Source organism: Pseudomonas sp. EU05-FHT14B02 (genome assembly GCF_058791055.1).
The window spans coordinates 210367-228347 of sequence record NZ_JBYTDD010000003.1; the positions used below are offsets into that span (position 1 = coordinate 210367).

At 55.9% G+C, this 17981-nt stretch carries 11 protein-coding genes; 3 read left to right on the forward strand and 8 right to left on the reverse strand.

Annotated elements, in window-relative coordinates; translation table 11 throughout:
* Nucleotides 1-48 precede the first annotated feature (48 nt).
* On the reverse strand, nucleotides 49-657 hold the full coding sequence (locus AC3WTM_RS04770; RefSeq protein ID WP_102670298.1) for a TetR/AcrR family transcriptional regulator: 609 nt from the start codon (nucleotides 655-657) through the stop codon (nucleotides 49-51).
* 215 nt (nucleotides 658-872) lie between these two features.
* Between AC3WTM_RS04770 and AC3WTM_RS04775 the strand changes: the two genes are divergently transcribed.
* Nucleotides 873-1931, forward strand: coding sequence for an MBL fold metallo-hydrolase (locus tag AC3WTM_RS04775; RefSeq protein WP_102670297.1), 1059 nt, complete (start codon nucleotides 873-875; stop codon nucleotides 1929-1931).
* Between the two features lie 23 nt (nucleotides 1932-1954).
* On the opposite strand, the gene AC3WTM_RS04780 is transcribed toward AC3WTM_RS04775, so the two are convergent.
* The 4 genes from AC3WTM_RS04780 to AC3WTM_RS04795 all read right to left on the reverse strand — a co-directional run bounded on the left by AC3WTM_RS04780 (nucleotide 1955) and on the right by AC3WTM_RS04795 (nucleotide 4079).
* The gene (locus AC3WTM_RS04780) at nucleotides 1955-2275 is read right to left on the reverse strand and encodes a helix-turn-helix domain-containing protein (protein WP_102670296.1); all 321 of its coding nucleotides are present in this window, start codon (nucleotides 2273-2275) and stop codon (nucleotides 1955-1957) included.
* The gene (locus AC3WTM_RS04785; protein WP_102670295.1) at nucleotides 2268-2630 is read right to left on the reverse strand and encodes a type II toxin-antitoxin system RelE/ParE family toxin; all 363 of its coding nucleotides are present in this window, start codon (nucleotides 2628-2630) and stop codon (nucleotides 2268-2270) included. Before AC3WTM_RS04785 ends, AC3WTM_RS04780 begins: the two co-directional genes overlap by 8 nt.
* Nucleotides 2631-2676: 46 nt before the next feature.
* Complete coding sequence (locus AC3WTM_RS04790; RefSeq protein WP_102670294.1) at nucleotides 2677-2994, reverse strand: helix-turn-helix domain-containing protein; 318 nt, start codon at nucleotides 2992-2994, stop codon at nucleotides 2677-2679.
* A 119-nt stretch (nucleotides 2995-3113) separates the two neighbouring features.
* A complete protein-coding gene (locus AC3WTM_RS04795) occupies nucleotides 3114-4079 on the reverse strand; it encodes a hypothetical protein (RefSeq protein ID WP_102670293.1) in 966 nt (321 codons plus the stop codon).
* 119 nt (nucleotides 4080-4198) lie between these two features.
* On the opposite strand from AC3WTM_RS04795, the gene AC3WTM_RS04800 reads away from it, so the two are divergent.
* Both AC3WTM_RS04800 and AC3WTM_RS04805 read left to right on the forward strand, forming a co-directional pair.
* The gene (locus AC3WTM_RS04800) at nucleotides 4199-5989 is read left to right on the forward strand and encodes a SulP family inorganic anion transporter (RefSeq protein WP_102670292.1); all 1791 of its coding nucleotides are present in this window, start codon (nucleotides 4199-4201) and stop codon (nucleotides 5987-5989) included.
* A 44-nt stretch (nucleotides 5990-6033) separates the two neighbouring features.
* Complete coding sequence (locus tag AC3WTM_RS04805; protein ID WP_102670291.1) at nucleotides 6034-9537, forward strand: alkaline phosphatase family protein; 3504 nt, start codon at nucleotides 6034-6036, stop codon at nucleotides 9535-9537.
* A 318-nt stretch (nucleotides 9538-9855) separates the two neighbouring features.
* On the opposite strand, the gene AC3WTM_RS04810 is transcribed toward AC3WTM_RS04805, so the two are convergent.
* The 3 genes from AC3WTM_RS04810 to AC3WTM_RS04820 form a co-directional block, all read right to left on the reverse strand.
* Entirely contained in the window at nucleotides 9856-10569 is a 714-nt protein-coding gene (locus tag AC3WTM_RS04810) for an HNH endonuclease (RefSeq protein WP_102670290.1), read from the reverse strand.
* A gap of 116 nt (nucleotides 10570-10685) precedes the next feature.
* Nucleotides 10686-11267, reverse strand: coding sequence for a BRO-N domain-containing protein (locus tag AC3WTM_RS04815; protein WP_219736600.1), 582 nt, complete (start codon nucleotides 11265-11267; stop codon nucleotides 10686-10688).
* A 442-nt stretch (nucleotides 11268-11709) separates the two neighbouring features.
* Nucleotides 11710-17976 (reverse strand): DEAD/DEAH box helicase, encoded by a 6267-nt coding sequence (locus AC3WTM_RS04820; protein ID WP_102670289.1) that lies wholly within the window; start codon nucleotides 17974-17976, stop codon nucleotides 11710-11712.
* Between the last annotated feature and the right edge of the window lie 5 nt (nucleotides 17977-17981).

Here is a 17981-nt window from a genome sequence, read left to right on the forward strand (position 1 = left end):
AAATCAGCGCCATCAATCGTTCGATACCGCCGTTGACGTTGTCATTTATTACACCTGATAGCAGGCCAGAAACATGTCCAGCGCGGACTCGGCCACCTGGTGTTGTACTTCGGGTGACAAGCCAGGCTTGCCCATGGAAATCTGCGGCCAGAAGGCAAACGACTTGAGCAGCCCCTGTACCTGTTGTGCGGCAAAATCAGGGGCAATGGCTTTCAACCGACCATCGGCCTGTGCGGCACGAATCCATACCGTCAGCCCTTCTTCACGTTCGCCCATTCGCGCCACCATATCCTGCGCCCGCTCTGGTGAATGAATCGTCGCCGCTATTGCCACCCGCGCCAGGTCGAGAAAATTGTCATCGCCCAACATTTGCAGCTTGGCCATCAGCAATCCGCGCAATTGCTCACGCAACGGCAGGTCGGGACGGTAGGCCGTTTCCTGTTCTGCCGTCACCCGGGTCCATAGTTGATTGAGGATCTCGGCGAACAACTCTTCCTTGCTGGGGAAGTGGTTGTACACCGTGCGCTTCGACACGCCGGCAGTGGCAGCAATCTTGTCCATGCTGGTGATCTCGAAACCGTTGTCACGGAATTCATTGATCGCGGCTTGAATGATCGCTTGGCGTTTTCGGTCGGTGAGGCGCTGTGGAGCTGTCATAAGTACGCTTCGGCAGGAAGAAGAGGGGAATTACACTCAGCAGTTTACTTGTCATCGACTTTGATGCAACCTTGAAACTACACTGTGCAGTGTAATGTTTTGTTAACCCTGCCCAGCAAAAATAGAAAGTCCGGCTGATGCGTGCGTGCTTTGGCCATTCATCGTCCCAAAACGGAGAATCGCGTCATGCGCGGTTTTTCTGGAGTCATTCAGACATGGCCAATTCAACCTCCCCGGCGGACAACGCTTCCACACCCGAAGCGTCCCGACAGGCTCAAGGGCAGTATCAAAACTTTACGCCGATTCAACGTTTAAGCTTTGGCAAAACCATGGGCGTCCTTTGGAACGTGCTGTTCCACAAACCGCAAAACACCCGCCCGAGCGCGCCCGTCCCAGTGCAAGCCCTGACTCAAGCCGCGCTGATCGCTGCGCCCAACCACAGCGTCTATCGACTGGGCCACTCCACGGTGTTGCTCAAGCTGCGCGACAAATTCTGGATCACTGACCCGGTCTTCGCCGAGCGTGCCTCGCCGGTGCAATGGGCCGGCCCCAAGCGTTTTCACCAGCCACCGATCAGCCTGGAACAATTGCCACCGATCGAAGCGGTGATCCTGTCCCACGACCACTACGACCACCTGGATCATGCGGCCGTGCTCAAGCTCGCGGACAAGACCAAACACTTCCTGACCCCGCTAGGCGTAGGCGACACCCTGATCAAGTGGGGCATCGACGCGAGCAAAGTCCGCCAGCTGGATTGGTGGCAAGGTACGGAAGTCGATGGCATCCGGTTCATCGCTACCCCGTCGCAGCACTTTTCCGGCCGTGGCCTGTTCGACAGCAACAGCACCCTCTGGGCCTCGTGGGTGATGATCGACGGCGACACGCGCCTCTTCTTCAGCGGCGACAGCGGCTACTTCGACGGCTTCAAACGCATTGGCGAACAGTACGGCCCGTTTGACCTGACCCTGATGGAAACCGGTGCCTACAACGTCGACTGGCCGCACGTGCACATGCAACCCGAACAAACCCTGCAAGCTCACCTCGACCTCAAGGGCCGCTGGCTACTGCCAATCCACAACGGTACGTTCGACCTGTCGATGCACGCCTGGTACGAACCTTTCGACCGCATCCTGGCCCTGGCCTGGGAACGCAACGTCTCGATTACCACGCCGCAGATGGGCGAGGCGTTCAACCTGATGCATCCACAGCGTGGTGGGGCGTGGTGGATGGCGGTGGAAGAGGAGTGTGATCGGGTGGTCGCTCATAACGCGTAGAGTGATTGGTTGAGTTGTAGACCTCAGCTAAAAACCACTTCAATTCGGCCCTCTTTGCGTGAGCGCGGGGCCGACTTGACCACGATTTGCACATCACGCCCGAGAAGTAACAGGCACTCCATCATCTTGGCCTCACTGATCCCACGAAATTTACCGCGCAACATTTCAGATAGCTTGGGCTGTGACAGACCTAAAATTTCAGACGCCTGAACCTGGGTCAAATGACGAGCCTTGATGATTTCGCCAATTTTTGCGGCCAATTGGGATTTGACTCGCATTTCATTGGCGTTCGGTGTCCCGAGGTCTTCGTAGACGTTGCCACTGCCTTCTTCGATTTCAATCATGTTCTGATCCTTTTGCGTGTTCCTGCGCCGCTTGAAGTCTCTTCCTGATCAAATCGATGTCGTGCTGCGCGGTTTTGATTCCCGTGGTCGACTTTTTCTGAAAACAGTGCAGAACATAAACAGCATTACCAAAACGAACGGTATAAACGGCGCGATAGGTGTTCGTATCGAAGTCCTCAATCAACTCAAGGACTCCGGCACCACCAAAGCCTTTCAGTGGTTTTGCATCTGGGTGCTTCTTGTTGCTTTGGGCCAGATCAAGAGCGTGGCCAAAAACGTCCTGTACATCTGCAGGCATCTGCTTGAGGTCTTTTTTACTGCTGCTAACCCACAGGAGTGGCTTCCTTGTACTCATGTGAAAATATACCTAAATGGGAATAATCGTCAATCGATAAGTTGGCTCACTCCACCATCGCAAAATCCGCCCGCCCAACCGGATTCGGCGTAGAGCCTTTGATGTTCATCCCTCGACCCGGCGCAAACCCCGGGAAGAACACCAAGCCTTCGGCTTCAAGCCGATAGGCCAACGCCAGGCGCGTGACATCCAGCACCTCCTGGCGTGCCTCGAAGCGTTGAATAGCCTCCACCGAGACTCGGGACTCCCGCGACAGCTCTTCCACACTCCAGCCCAGCATCGCTCGGGCCTGGGCGCAGTGGGCCGGGGTGAATTGGAAGAGGGCGATACGTTCCAGGGTGATTTTCATCGCTTGAGAGGCCATGGTGTTCTCCGGGCTCGAGAGTGTTGGTCAAAATACACTGTGTTTTTGTACAGTTGTTTTGAGCCCGGATCAAACGCATTTTTTGATTTGTCGTTTCAGGCAGACGAACGGTGCTGCGCTTACTTACCCGCCAACCCCGGCGCTTCCCGCACGATGAAGTGATCCAGATTCTCGATGTTGGCGCTGAACACCCCGAACGTCTGCTCGGTGTTTTTCTTGCTCGGCACCTGCTTCAACTCGGGCGTCACGCCATAAAAGAAGCAGTACAACTCCCGCCCGCTCTCGATGGCGTGCTTGATCTCTTCCAGGAACGCCTTGCGCTTGCGGTAGCTGTCGATGAGTTTCTTGCTCAGGTAGACATTGACCGAGTAAGGCTTTTTCTCGAACCAGACCTTCTTCTCGAAATCGATGCGAAAGCTCTGGGTGTAGTCCTTGATCTCCTTGACCTTGCCCCAGTAAATCAGCCCCTTGTTGTCTTGCAGGTACTCGATCTTCTTGAAAAACGATCCGTAAGGCGCGGTGTGCTCGCCAATCTTCAGCGGCACGCGCTTTAGCAAATCCTTGTCGTCGAAGTTCGACACGAAACACTCCACCGGATGGGCGAAGACGCTGGTCTTGTCCGGAGCCGATTCCCTGCCCGGTTGCTCGACGTTGGTTGGCGCCGAAGACGGCAGCGACTCTTCCCGCACCGCATCCGCCACGACCTTCGGACTGGACGGCTTGCGCACATACTCACGCCGAGTCAGTAACAATTCCGACGGGAAATGTTCCTCGCGACTGTCATCCGTTTCCGCATCCTCCACACCCGACGCCGGCGTTTTCAGGCTCGCGTAAGGACACCCCTCGACATGCCGCGTACTCGGCAGGTTCTTGAAGTGCGGTGTGCGCACGTAATTCACATTCTTCGCGTTGAAGGTGCCCAGCTCATTGGTCGCATCGAACGCCAAACGGCAGGCATCGTTGGGGCACTGGAAATGCTCCTTGGCCGAATCGAACGCCATCGTCTCGTCGAAATTCAGATCCCGAACGTCATAGATCGACAACTTGTCGTTGAGGCTGAGGCAGTAGGCGAGGTCGAATTTCATGACGGATTCCAAATCCTTTAGATGAACAGCTTCCAGTGATGGCGCATTCGAAGCAATAGCTACACTGAGATCACTTCAATATCGCCGGGTCTGCACAGTCCATCAAAGAGAGCGGTTTCATGAGCCATTCAGATGCTTCACCGCCCCTCCCGGAGCCGGGCCGGATAGCACGCCGGGATGAACAGAGCGGTTGGCGCCGCTGGCTACCGGGCTTGGGCATGCTGCGCGAATACCAATCGGCATGGTTGCGTTACGACATCGTGGCCGGCCTGGTGCTGACCACGATGTTGGTGCCGGTCGGTATCGCCTATGCGGTCGCTTCAGGTGTGCCCGGCATTTATGGCCTCTACGCGACCATCGTTCCGCTGCTGTTCTATGCCTTGTTCGGCCCCAGTCGAATTCTGGTGATGGGGCCGGATTCCTCCCTCGTAGCCGTCATCCTTGCGGTCATCATTCCACTCTCCGGCGGCGACCCGCAGCGAGCCGTCGCCCTGGCGGGCATGATGGCGATCGTCTCGGGAGCGGTGTGTGTCCTGGCTGGTATCGCGCGCCTGGGTTTTATCACCGAGCTGCTGTCCAAACCGATCCGCTACGGCTACATGAACGGCATCGCACTGACCGTTTTGATCAGCCAGTTGCCCAAGCTGTTCGGTTTTACGATTGAGTCCGACGGCCCATTGAGCAACATAGGGGCCATTGCCTCAGCGGTGATGGAGGGGAAGGTCAACTGGACCACCTTCACGGTGGGCGGGCTCACCCTGGCGGTGATCCTGCTGCTCAAACGATGGCCGCGAGTGCCGGGCATCCTGATCGCCGTGGTTGGCGCGACAGTCGCCGTGGGCGTACTCGACCTTGCGACGCGCGCCGGTGTGTCGGTCCTCGGTTCGCTCCCCCAGGGCTTGCCCGGATTCGCCATCCCCTGGATCACCAGCGCCGACATCGTCCCGGTGTTGATCGGCGGTTGCGCCGTCGCACTCGTCTCGTTCGCCGACACCAGCGTGCTCTCCCGCGTCTATGCGGCGCGGACCCGAACCTACGTCAACCCGAATCAGGAAATGGTGGGCCTCGGCATTGCCAACCTGGCGGCCGGTTTTTTCCAAGGCTTCCCGATCAGCAGCAGCTCGTCACGCACGCCCGTGGCCGAAGCCGCCGGAGCCAAAACCCAAATGACCGGCGTCGTCGGCGCACTGGCGGTTGCCTTGCTGCTGGTGGTGGCGCCGGACCTGCTGCAACATTTACCGTCCAGCGCACTGGCGGCGGTCGTGATCGCCTCGGCCATCGGCCTGATCGAAATCACCGACCTGCGCCGGATCTATCGTATCCAGCGCTGGGAGTGCTGGCTGTCGATTGTCTGCACCGTCGGCGTGGCCGTGTTCGGCGCCATCGAGGGCATCGGCCTGGCCATCGTGATTGCCGTCATAGAATTCCTCTGGGACGGCTGGCGCCCGTACTCCGCGGTATTGGGCCGCGCCGATGGGGTCAAGGGCTACCACGACATCAAACGCTACCCCGACGCACGCCTGATTCCCGGCCTGGTCCTGTTTCGCTGGGATGCCCCCTTGTTTTTCGCCAACGCCGAACTGTTCAACGACCGAGTGTTGGACGCGGTGGCGGCATCTCCCACACCCGTGCGCTGGCTGGTGGTTGCCGCAGAACCGGTCACCAGCGTCGATGTGACGTCTGCCGACATGCTGGCCGAACTGGACGACACCCTGCATGCGGCAGGTATCGAGTTGTGCATTGCCGAGATGAAAGACCCGGTCAAGGACAAGCTCAAGCGATTTGGGTTGTTTGCGCGGTTGGGGGAGTCAGCGTTTTTTCCTACGATTGGGACGGCTGTGGAGAGTTATGTGGCGAACTATCAGGTGGATGAAAGAGCGCGGGAAGATGAAGGGAGCAGATTGCCGTGAAACCCGCGAGATCGTAATAGAGACTTCACATCAAGGAGCGAAAAATGCCGAACAACTGGCCCGCCGGGATTGAGCACGTCGTCGTGCTGATGATGGAAAACCGTTCGTTCGACCATTTGCTGGGGGATTACACAAGCATCAATGCCGCGTGTGACGGTATCAACCGCAAGACGCCCAGCACCAACCCGCTGAAGCTGGCCAATGGCAATTCGACGGTGATCACCCAGGCATCGGAGTTCCCGGAGAACTACAGCCTGTGGGCGCCGCCGCCCCCTCTGCCTCCGGCGTTGCCGCCGAACAACAGCGAGGGTTTCGACCTTGGCCACGAGTTCGTCAACGTGGAGAAGCAACTGGGCGTCTCCTTCAAGACCAGTCCGGCCAACCCTACGCTCGCCGGCTTTGCCCAGGACGCCTACGACAAGGCCCGCAGCGACCTGAAGGTGTACAAGACCTGGTCGCAGTCCATGGCCCAACGGGCGATGAACTACATCCCGTTCGGCGCCACGCCAGCGAAGGATACGCTGCCGGCCATCCACGGCTTGGCGCGTAACTTCACCGTGTGCGACCGCTGGTTTTCCTCGGTGCCGGGCCCCACCTGGCCGAACCGTTTTTTTGCCATGCTCGGCAGTTGCAATGGTCACCTGCTGATGCCTTCCACGGGCACGGTGCTGGCCGGCATCAAAAGCCTGATTGCACAGTTCGGCGGCGAGAGTATTTTTTCGCTGCTGCGCAACAACGGCCACGACGCGCGGATTTATTCCGATGGCGCGATCCCGCTGGCGGCGCTGGTCAAGGGTGGTTTTCAGCACCTGAGCATCGATGACTTCAAGTCGGACGTCGCCGGTAACAGGCTCCCCGAACTGTCCTGGATCGAGCCGAGCTATGGCCTGCTCAACGGCAAACTCGGGCCCAATGTGTCGCATCATCCGCCTGAAGACCTGCGCTTCGGCGATCAATTTGTCGGTGAGGTGTTCAACGCCTTGTCGGCCAACACCGCTGTCTGGAACAAAACCCTGTTCGTGCTGCTGTACGACGAGCATGGCGGCTTCCATGACCACGTGGTGCCGCCGACTTGCGTGGCGACCGGTTCAACGGCCGATGTCCCATGGAAAAATCCATTCACCCGCCTCGGCGTTCGGGTGCCGGCGATCCTGGCGTCGCCGTGGCTCAAGCCAGGCTTGATTCCCTGGACGGGCAACGTCCAGGCCCAGCATTACGATCACACCAGCCTGCTGGCGTTTCTTTGCGATCACTTCAAATTGCCGCGCAGTGCCCTCGGCCCACGGGTGGTCGCGGCGCAGCACTTCGGCAACGCAGCTATCTGGTGCGCTGCACCGGGTGTAACGGCTGCGCCAAAATTGGCGGCCACTGTGGTGCCCAGTCGCGTCGGGTTGCCATTGATCGAGTCGGAGCTGGCGACCCAGAGTCGGCAAGTGGTGGACAGCGCCACCGGTTACCTCGACGGCCTCGATCCAGAGCAGATCTGGAAGAGCAGCGCCCAATGGGTCAGTGGTTTTCTCGGCAACCGCAGCCGCGCCCTGGCTGACCCGGCTCAGGCCGCGCTCACGCCTGCCGCGCCCAGTGCGGACAGCCTGGAGGCGAAACTGCGGCGCTTGCAGGATTTGATGGTCACCGCCCAAGGGCAAGCCGTTCGCCCCGTTGCATTGCCTGCCAGCAAAGCCTTGGCGGAGCCGGGAGCGGAAGTTGCACCAACACGGCTGCGCGTCCTGTGCCTGCCTGGTGTCGGCTTCACGCCAGCCGGCCAGGGGCAGGGCGGCATCGATGCGAACTGGCAGGACCAGTGGCGCTCATTGATCCGTACTCAACTGGCACAGAACGGTCGCCCCATCGATGACCAGGACATCGACTTCCTGTCCTTCGACGAGCAACTCAAGGAGGGGCCAGACTTCGCCCAGATCACCCGAGGCCTGGCGATGCTTAGCGCCGACGCCAGGGGCAAGGCCGACGACAACTTCGGCAGTTGGGGTCTGCCGGTCAATCAAATGTTGCGCACCACCGTTGGCGCCATCGTGCAATGGATCGAAGACGCCGAGTTGCGCACTGCGTTGACTCAACATCTGTTGGAGAAGATCGAGGCATTCAATCCACAGATCATCTTCGCCCAAGGGCTGGGCAGCCTGATCGGCTATGACGCCCTGCGCCGCTCGGTGGCAAAAAAAGGTACGGCACTCAAGCGCATCGATGGCCGAGTGTTCGTCAGCTTCGGCTCACCGATCGCGCTGCCGCTGGTGATGCGCGAAGTGTGGGGCGGGCGGGTGCTGCGCCTGAGCGAAAACGGTCGAGGCATCCGCCGTTGGTTCCACCTTCACAACCCCAACGACGGCTTGCTGACCCGACCGATCACCTCACCGGATTCAGCGCGGGTCGACCTGCAAACCAAATTCAGCGTGCCGCTGCGTGATGACCTGCTCGACCTCAATCACGCCGCCCAGGCCTACTTGTCCTCACCCACCAGCCAAACCGGCCTGTGGCCGCAACTGGCCCGCGATGTGGTGGCGGCGCGAGCGCTGGAAGTGCCGGCATTTCTGGCCCGCAGCGGTCAACGCAAACGTCGCGCCCTGGTGGTCGGCATCAACGACTACCTCGACCCGAGCGCACGCCTCGAGGGCTGCATCAACGACACTTACCTGATCAGCCGCATGCTTCAGGAAAGCGGCTACGACGCCGGCGACATCCGCTTGCTGCACGACGCCCGAGCGACCCGGGCCAACTTCGTCGAACGCCTCGAATGGCTGGTGGAAGGCGCCCGTGCCGGCGACGAGCGCGTATTGTTCTACTCCGGCCACGGCACTCAACTGCCGGTCTACAGCAGCAGCGGCGAAGCCGACTGCATGGACGAAACCCTGGTGCTCCACGACTTCGACTGGGACGACGAAAGCACCCACTTCACCGACAAACTGTTCCGCCAGTTCTACAGCCACCTGCCATTCGACCCGGACGGCCACGGCGCCAAACTCACCGTCATGTTCGACTGCTGCTACGCCGGCGGCATGACCCGCGGCAACGGCCGCGTGCGCGGCATCACCCCACCCAGCGACATCCGCCACCGCATGCTGCGCTGGGACCCCTACGCTGGCGACTGGGACCGCCGCGTCTACGCTACCGACGCCGACCGCCGCGACTTCAGCGAACAAGACAACAAAACCCGCGGCCTCACCCGCACCCGCACCACCCAAGGCGCCGCCACCGGCCTGCGCCCCGAGAAAAAAGCCCAACTGCTACGCCAAACCAAACTCTACGGCCACCACGGGCCCTACATGCCCCTGATGCTCTACGCCGCGCGGGAGAACGAAAAGGCTAATGAGTATGAGGTGGGGTCCAACAGCTACGGCGCGTTCACCTATGCCCTGGTTGAACAACTGCGCAAATTGCATCAGGAGGATGCGACGTTGGGGTTTGATCAGTTGATTGAGCGGGTGGGGAGTGTGTTGAGTGCGAGGTCGTTGGGGCAGACGCCGGAGATTGTTGGGCCGAGTGGGGTTAGGGCGGCGGTGTGTCCGTGGCGGATTAGTGGGTTGGGGAAATGATCTCGTAACTGCGGTCACAACCAAAGAAAAGGGCCGCAGGATAGTCCCGTGACCTTGATAACACCGACGTTCCCAAGCCAGCCGCTGAACCCTTGTGGGAGCGAGCTCGCGATTCGCAAGACCAACGCAGCAACCAAGCCAGGCACCAACCTTGTGGCGAGGGGGCTTGCCCCCGTTGGGCTGCGAAGCGGCCCCAAATACTGCAACTCGAGAGCATCAGGCAAACCGAGTTGTGCGGATTGACGACTGCTGCGCAGCCAAACGGGGCGGTTCGGCGCTCCGACAAGCCCCCTCGCCACAGGTTAATGTTCCGCTCGGTTACTCGGGTTTCAACCGCTTCACCTTTGTATAAAGCGATGCGGTGAATTCCTCTCTATCACTCGAATGGTGACAGCGGCGATGGCAATTCGGGCAAAGTGCGACAGCATTACTCGTTCGATCTGAACCTTCCTGTGCCAAATGCTTAACGTGATGAACCTCAAGAAACGGCCTGCCCGATTTTTCAAACGGAGCTGGCTCACCACACCCTTCGCATTTACCTTCAGCCTGTTGGCGAACCCACGCTCTCACTTCCGGATCGCGAACATACGACTTTCCGCTGGACTGAGTTTGCTCTGGTTTCTCAATCCCCTTCGGCTCTTCTTTAATCGGTTGTCGCTCAAGCTTTGCAGCTCGCTGCTCCAGCGTCGCCTCGTCCGCTGTCGGGGTAAAGTCCTCGGGGGTAACAGGACCTGGAGCATTGAGTGCTTCACGAATGCTCTTCGCAACATTGGCGCCGACATTTTTGGCGGGTTTGTAGCCCTCAATGCGATCACGCCCGAGTTCAACCAACACGGTAGAAATGTTCTGCATCCGAAACTCAACAGAACCTTTGGTCCGACCAGCCAAAGCACCCTCGCGCAGAACGCGATTTTCATGAGCCTTGTTGATCGCCTGACCGTTCTGCTCGCGAGAAAGCATGCTGAGATAGGCATCGACCGCAGCCTGAATCTCTTCGTCACTCCAATCGCTGTTGTTCTTTTCCGTATCCATACAATCGCCGAGGGTTAAATACCCTCGGACGATACTGAGTGGCCACTACAACTGTCTACGAAAACTCCTACACAAAACAGAGACAAATCTCGCAAGCGATCCTACAAGCACGTCACCTAACTCAACGATTGCTTTGACAATTGAAACACCTGCACTACCTTCCGCCACCAAGGCTTAACCACCGGCATCCGCCGTTGCGTGTGATCGAGCAACAGATAAGGCATATCACGCAGCCGAATCCACGGCTCATCCTGCCAATGCAGTAGGCTCAGCGACATCTCCGGCCAATCCAACAAGCTCAGCATCGGTCGATCCGAATTGTCCGACTGCTCCGCGTCACGTAAGGCCGGCACCACTTGATGGGTGATCCACTCACGCAGTAACCGATTTCCGGGCACGTAGTGATACACCAACAGTGCATATACGCCGGATTCACTGAGCATCAACTGCTTTTCCGGTTGCCGGTAATATTCAATCCACAATGTTCGGTGCTGGTCCTTGTCTAGCTTGTTAACCATGCGCTCACTTAGATGGAAACCCATCAAGCGGCCGATATCACGGGCGCAAAACCATGGTTGGTTTTCAAGGAGAAGGGCGTGTAGAGGGAGGTTGTGGCGAGTGAAAATTGTCGAAATGTACGGATCAGATATGACTGATCTTTGAGGTACCGCAGAGCGGTTGTGCGTGTCGACTGGCATTTCCATTACCCCTACGTATGAAGTTGATGAGGGCCGAACCCGACGTAGAGGATCTAAGAAATCCCAACAAGCTATCCCTTTCTGGCACAGGATTACGCATTTATAGCTGATAACAGCATGCGGTCTGTGTGGCGAAGTTAGCTTCTACGTTGGGCGTTTCTTAGGCACCTGCGATAGATCTTAGAGGCGCTTTGAATGGTCATCAATGCGGAAGGAGCTGGAGTTTCCGTAGGAGTTTTAACGATTGCTGAAGATGCGAGTAGGAGTTTTCCTACCCCCATAAGAAAGCCCCGATCAGATCGGGGGCTATCAGATGTTCGAATTGTGTAGTGGTCTAAAGAAATCCGACGCACAGATAATTTTGGAGTGCCTTTAAAGACAGACGAGTGGCGTCCACTTCAACTTAGGTGGACACCACTCTCTGGCTCATTGGGTGCTTGGCTTAGCTCACGAGCAGACTCATGTAAGTGGGCCAATCACCGCTAGGACACATTTGCGCCATTTTATATTTCTCCAACATTTGTAGCGCTTGGCTTTCGTGGTTAGCACGGAAATCAAATCCCATCTGGTCGCGATACGGCATTCTACCTCGCCAGTACCCCATTCCTTGATCAAGGAAAATTTTGCTGCGCTTACCCGATACCCAATCTACTGTTATCACTCTCGCGTGTTGAAGCTCCCTGCTTCGTTCTTTTATTTCAATTTCCGGTGAGATGGAGAACTGACTACCCAACCAAAGTTTAAGAAGTGCTTCTTGATCAAGTTGAAACCTCCAATCATGACTAATTTGATTGCTGGACTGATCGCCACTGGATGCTAGCGTTTGAATTCGAAGCGACTCAAATTTTTCATTTTTGAAAAGCTCAAGAAAACCGCTTAACAACATTAACGACCAAGGAGATTTCAAATACCGGTCGGAATAGCTGACCACTGATGCTTGGTCCGTCGCAATCAACTCAGTCAGTTCGGGCGCGTGCTTCTCAATGAGAGTAGCGAGACGTCTATGCAAGTTGTTGATAGGCCCGTCAAGTTCGTGGGTGATTTCGATGACCCGTGCACCTTGCTCAAATTGGCGCCAGCTCCGGACGTCGATAGACTGGCCACCGCAAGCAGAAACACAGTCGCTTCCAGCCCATACTATTCCATCGTTGCTATTCAGCCAGCCGGCTCCTGGAGTCGCAGCGGAGGCATCGCTGCTAAAAAGACTCTTGATGCCCGACTTGGAATGTATTTGGGCCACCAGGTAAGGCTTGATCACTGGGAGGGTGTTATCCATTTCCTCAATCCCCACCCCAAGGCTAGCCAGGACAAAGAGGGTGTTCTTCTGTTCTTTGCTTAGCGAAGCTCCTGAAGGAATTGCCAGTATCACCTTGAGTTTGTCAGCGATAGCCCAAGTCAAAATCTTTTCACGGAAGTAAGGGTGGTCTAGGTCCCAGTCCTCTGCATCTCCGCTTATCACCAGTAAAATAGAGGTGCCATTTTCACCGCGTTCCGCTGAATTGATCGCAGAGGACAAATAGCGGATCGGGCCGGTCGAGCAATAACTAGCCCCCAATACAGTTGCAAACTCGCTGGGCAAGTCTAAATGTTCGATTAGGCCCGACACGGTCAGCCACTCCATGGCGCGTTCGCGGTCAAGCTCTTCTCGCTCCACTCGACTGTCTTGACCGGCAAGACAGTGTGAGCAGACGTTTTCGCAGTTAACCGGGCAATGCAGTTTCCCTAACGTTTTACGTAATAGCTCGGTGGTATTCGCTAAGCCAGCCAGGACAAACCCGGCTCCTCCGCTGACTTCATCGAACAGCTGAATGACCGTTCGCCCTTGTCCACTTTCGATATCGCGATCAAGACGGAATCCAAAGCCCATTTCTGTGCTGGCAATACCCAAAAGTTCGGCGATTACGTCGCGTAGCGCAACGGCAAGAGTCGTGGCTATGGTTTGCTCTGTCAGACTATCTCCGAGCCACAGGCCTGTCTGGGGACTTCTCAAGTAAAGCTCCATGACGTCAGTGCGAATTTGATAGCCCAGGAACAGGTTAGGCTTAACTGCCGTGCCGGGGCAGTCGAATTCTTTACGACTTCCTATGATCCCGCCCACTGGCCGGTGTAGCTGATCTGGAAGCAGATTTTTAGGAATGTCACCGGAGGCGAGCATTGAATCTGCACGTCCGCAGGTTAGGCACACGGCGTAACCTTTTTCGTGTTCACCGGATGAATGATGAAACACACTGCCGTCGTGACCAAATCGAACGAAACCACACCGTTTGTCGGGCAGCGAGATCGTCTCGCCAGTCAGTTGGATGCGAGGTCGTTCGACTCGGATGAACTTCTGAGAAGTGATGTCGTTTGTTGTGGACTCATAGAAGTCGGTTACAAAGCCGCCAGGGCGAAGGACGGTTCGGCGCTCGTTTGGTTGAATTGCGTGCATGCAGTGTGAGCACGTTAGCTCGGAGCTGTTGGTGTACGCATTTTCGATTACGCCTGTCGCACCACAATTTGAGCATCGCCAGGCGATATCAAATTTTTGTGCTTCGTTTACTTGGCCTGACGCATGCCATTGCAAACTGATTCCTGCCGAACGATAGACTCGCCCATCGATTACCACTTGCGACCCAGGTGCATACTCTCGGATCGCAATGTTTAAGCCGCGAGACGGAAGCTCTTTGTTGTTGAAAATGCTGTCTTCACGACTCTCAGGATGAGTTCGCTGGTGCTTGAAGTCCTCAATGTTGTAGGTATTGAGTGTCACGACATCGGTAGGAAATCCATATCCTGGGAGGAACGTACGGGACGCGAGATCGCGCAGCAAGTACTCACCGTCGTGACGTTTTTTCTCCAGCTCTAGCGCTTTTTTGTACGGTAGATCTGTCGCCGCTTGCAGTTTAGCGTTGAGCTTTCGAGACTCTTCGAGCCATCGGTCCTCCAGAATACGTACGCTTTCCTGAGTCTCGGCTGAGATTGAGCTGATCAGGCAGCCATCTAAGCAGGTTCCGCTGACAAGGCGTTTGATTGGGTCTGCGAATTCGGTCTGACAACTTGTCAGCCAGCTTTTGAATTGCAGGCAGGGTGAGTCGTCACCGCCAAAAAACCATTGGAGGGTCAGCCTGGTTCGGTCACCGTCGCTATTGGTTTTTGACTTTAGGAAAATAGACAGCAGCAGCGAATTGACATGCCTCTGAACAATGCGAGAAGAGCTTAAGGTAATGGTGGGGGCGGGAATGGCGGTAATGAATGGCCACTTGGGCTGTGCAAACGCGCGCTGGTTATGAGGGTCCGCTTTACATAGGGTGTAGGCTATCGCACGCGCTTCACTGCGGCGTCCGGCGCGTCCGGCCCGTTGTAAATAGTTGGCAGGGTGGGGCGGCAGATTGTTCATCACTACAGCAGAGATGCCCCCAATATCTACGCCCATCTCCATGGTCGTGGAGCAGTTGAGTACGTTGACATCCCCCTTCTTAAACAGGTCAACATAGTCATCGAGTCTCTGGGCCGACTGCTGAGCCGAATGTTCTGCGGTTCGATAGTAAAATCCGCCTTCCACGGTACGGTCGCTGATATCAGTCCAGAGATTTTCAGACCGAAGGTGCTGGATGATCGAATCTTGTAAGACCTGCGCACGAATCTGCAATTGCTTGGCCACGGCGCTACCATCTATCTGGAGGTTAGCTAGCGAGGCGAGTTGGATTTTCTGGCAACGATAGTCTTGCGGACGCAACTTTATGGGTAAATAGGGGGTGAGCCCACGAAAAGTTGAGTCAAAGATTCGGTGTGTTATCGGGCAGAGCCACCCCTCTTCTAATAGCGAAAAGGTCAGTGTTTCTAGCTTCAGACGATGTCCAGGGTCTGCGGGCTCCAGGATGAGAGCCTGTGTCAGAGCAGACCACGCAGCCTCTAGCCAAGCATTGATTTTGTCCGCATCTGTAGCGACTGTCCGATTCAATCCGGTGGCTTGTTCCAGTAGTTTTACTAACCGATGCGGATTCCCGGACTTTACTTGAGGCCATTTTTTTACTGTTGTGCTTTCTTCCATCTCGGTTTTTGGAGAGAACAGCGATTTGGGGGTGAACCTGCTGCCCATCCAGGATTGCATGTCGCGATCCATGTTTATAAAGGTGTTCTCGCGCACGTAAAAATCAAGTGCAACTTTAAGGTAGTCGTGCCAATCCTCAAGAGTTAAGCGAGTTTCAGGCGCCGAAAATGGTCCTGTCGCCGGTACCGCGTTTGTTTCCGTCCACATCGGCGGTGTAGAGCTAATTTCTTTGAGACCTCGGTAGGTTACTTTTACGAGGCCGAGAGTCTCCGTACTGTTTTGATTTTTTGGGCGTCGGGAAAATTCCCGAGCTAAAAGTAAGCGAGCCATGGTTGCGCCACCTTGGCTCCCGTCAAAAAGGACAGGATTGGCGTAGCGGTTGTAGCGCAGGATTGACTGTTCAACATCTTTGGATGCCGCTAGCTCATACACCATGCTTCCCCAATCGACGTTGACGATTCGTTTTTGTGGGGCGCTGCCGGATCGTAGCGCGGCTGCTTTTCTACGAAGCTCTGCCGCCATTACACCCATTCCCGACTGTTCTAAGCCTTCTGCCTGGTGCATCAGCAGATCATAGTTGCCAGTAGGAACGTCTTTAGGTTCCGCATCAGCTTTGGCCTGAACGTTCCGAAGTGTTTCAAATACTAAGCCACGCAACCGCGAACGCTCGGCTTCTTGTTGCATGCGTACGGCCATACGTGCCGTACCTTGACGGCTATCGGTGAACGTAATTAGCTTGCGACCCCGACCGGGTAATTCTTCTGGGGAGCGCTCATTGCTGTCTTTTTTGTCGGCATCTGGGCAAAACTCCAGCACGGTCGGGACGGCATTCGCAACATAGAATGGAGCGCCCAAGTACGCTTTTCTCAGAAAGCTTTTTTTGTTTGGAAGTTCGTGATCGCAGTGACTACAGCAAGCCACTTTCTCTTCGGCGATGGTAATGTTGATAGGGCGCGCAGAGTTAGTAGCACATAAGCCGTGGGTGTCGAGATCGAGGCTGACGTCAAAAAAGGGATCTTGTGCGACCTGCAAACCGGCAATTACCAAACGTTGTGCATACGTACGACTAGTAGTGGGGCCGGTTACTACACTTTCAGGCGACGTCTCTTCTTCGCCGCTTTCGTAGCTCAGAGAAAACTCATCCCCTGCGTACGGGCTTAATTGGTGAAGAACCCCGTTGCGATCCTCTGCAATCAAATGCGGAGTTTTACAGTCATCGCAAAATCCTAATTCGTACACTGGCGCGTTGCATTCGCAGAGTGCACGTTGATGAACGTAGACGTTGCCAAATGGCCATTCACTCAGACTGGCAGATTTGGCAGTGCAATTGGGGTCTATGCAGGACCATAGTCCATGAAGCATTCGTTGAAAAAGATGGGTCCGTAGCTTAAGAAACGGCGGTTCGTCCTTATGGCGTCGGGTGCCAGTTGATACATCGAGCCAACCTAACACTTCCCGTTGCTGCTCCAACCGCGAGCCAGGAATTAATTCGGATTTCAGTATCGCCAGTAATTCATTTAAATCCAACGGTTTGGTCGAGTTAACAATCGCATGCCTTAACGAGCGTGCTATTGAATTGCGTCCTAAAGCATCAAAACGGGACGGTGATATTTCTTGTTCATTCTCGATAGACTGCACGACCTCCAGCGAGGCTTTTTCGACTTTCGAGTCGAACAGGATATCCGGCCAAACGCGAGATCCTCCAATGACGTCGACTTGTTCTAGCCGCACTCCTGCGAGGTCTGCAAGGTAGCGTTTCAGCTTTTCTTCGGCCTCACCCCCAGCGATGGTGGCCGATGTTGCGACGAAACGAATCTCCTCAGGATTTTTACCGAAGGCTTGAACGACGCGGCGCAGCAGGAGGGACATTTCTGCGGCTTGAGAACCAACGTAAGTGTGTGCCTCGTCGAGGACAATCCAGCGTAGAGACTTCTGCTGCTTTGAAATCTCCAGGATAGGATTGTCTACCTGACGAACCAGCATGTATTCGAGCATTGTCGCGTTGGTCATTAGTATTGGCGCAGGCTCTTTGCGCAAAAGCTCACGTGACAAAACCTGATTGGGTTTCTGTTCTTGAATCTTACGAATGACCCCTTCGCGTTCTTCAGTTTTACCATTGTATAAACAAAACCGAATATCTTTACCGTACGCACGGGTCCATGCGTCTAAACGCTCCTGTTGAGAGTTTATTAGGGCGTTGAGAGGATAGAGAAATAGCGCTCTCACCCCAATCAAGGATGACTGATTTCGCTCACGCTCCCGGATTAGATCTTCAAGGATAGGCACCATAAAGCATTCTGTTTTCCCCGAGCCGGTACCACTGGTGATGATGGCAGATCGAGGTTTCTCGTTAAGCAAAGTCCGCCAAGCCTGAAGCTGGTGCGTATAGGGATGGGCTTCTCTTGGAAAGTCATACGCATGGGCGTTTTGTAATGTATTGAGCAGGCTTTTGGAGAGCAATGACCCCTCTAAGTCCACAAGACGTTTTTCCGACTCTTTCCAGCCAAACGTATGTTCGAAAACCGGAGGTGCCAGAAAGCAGCCATCGGCGCCCAATTCATCAACCATTTTTTCGTTCAGATGACGGCGAAGCCCTGATTCGTTAATTCCTAGGACACCAAGGGTTGCTTCCCGCGTGCGGTTAAGGCTTTGCTCAATTAAATCCGTGAAAAAACGCATCGGAA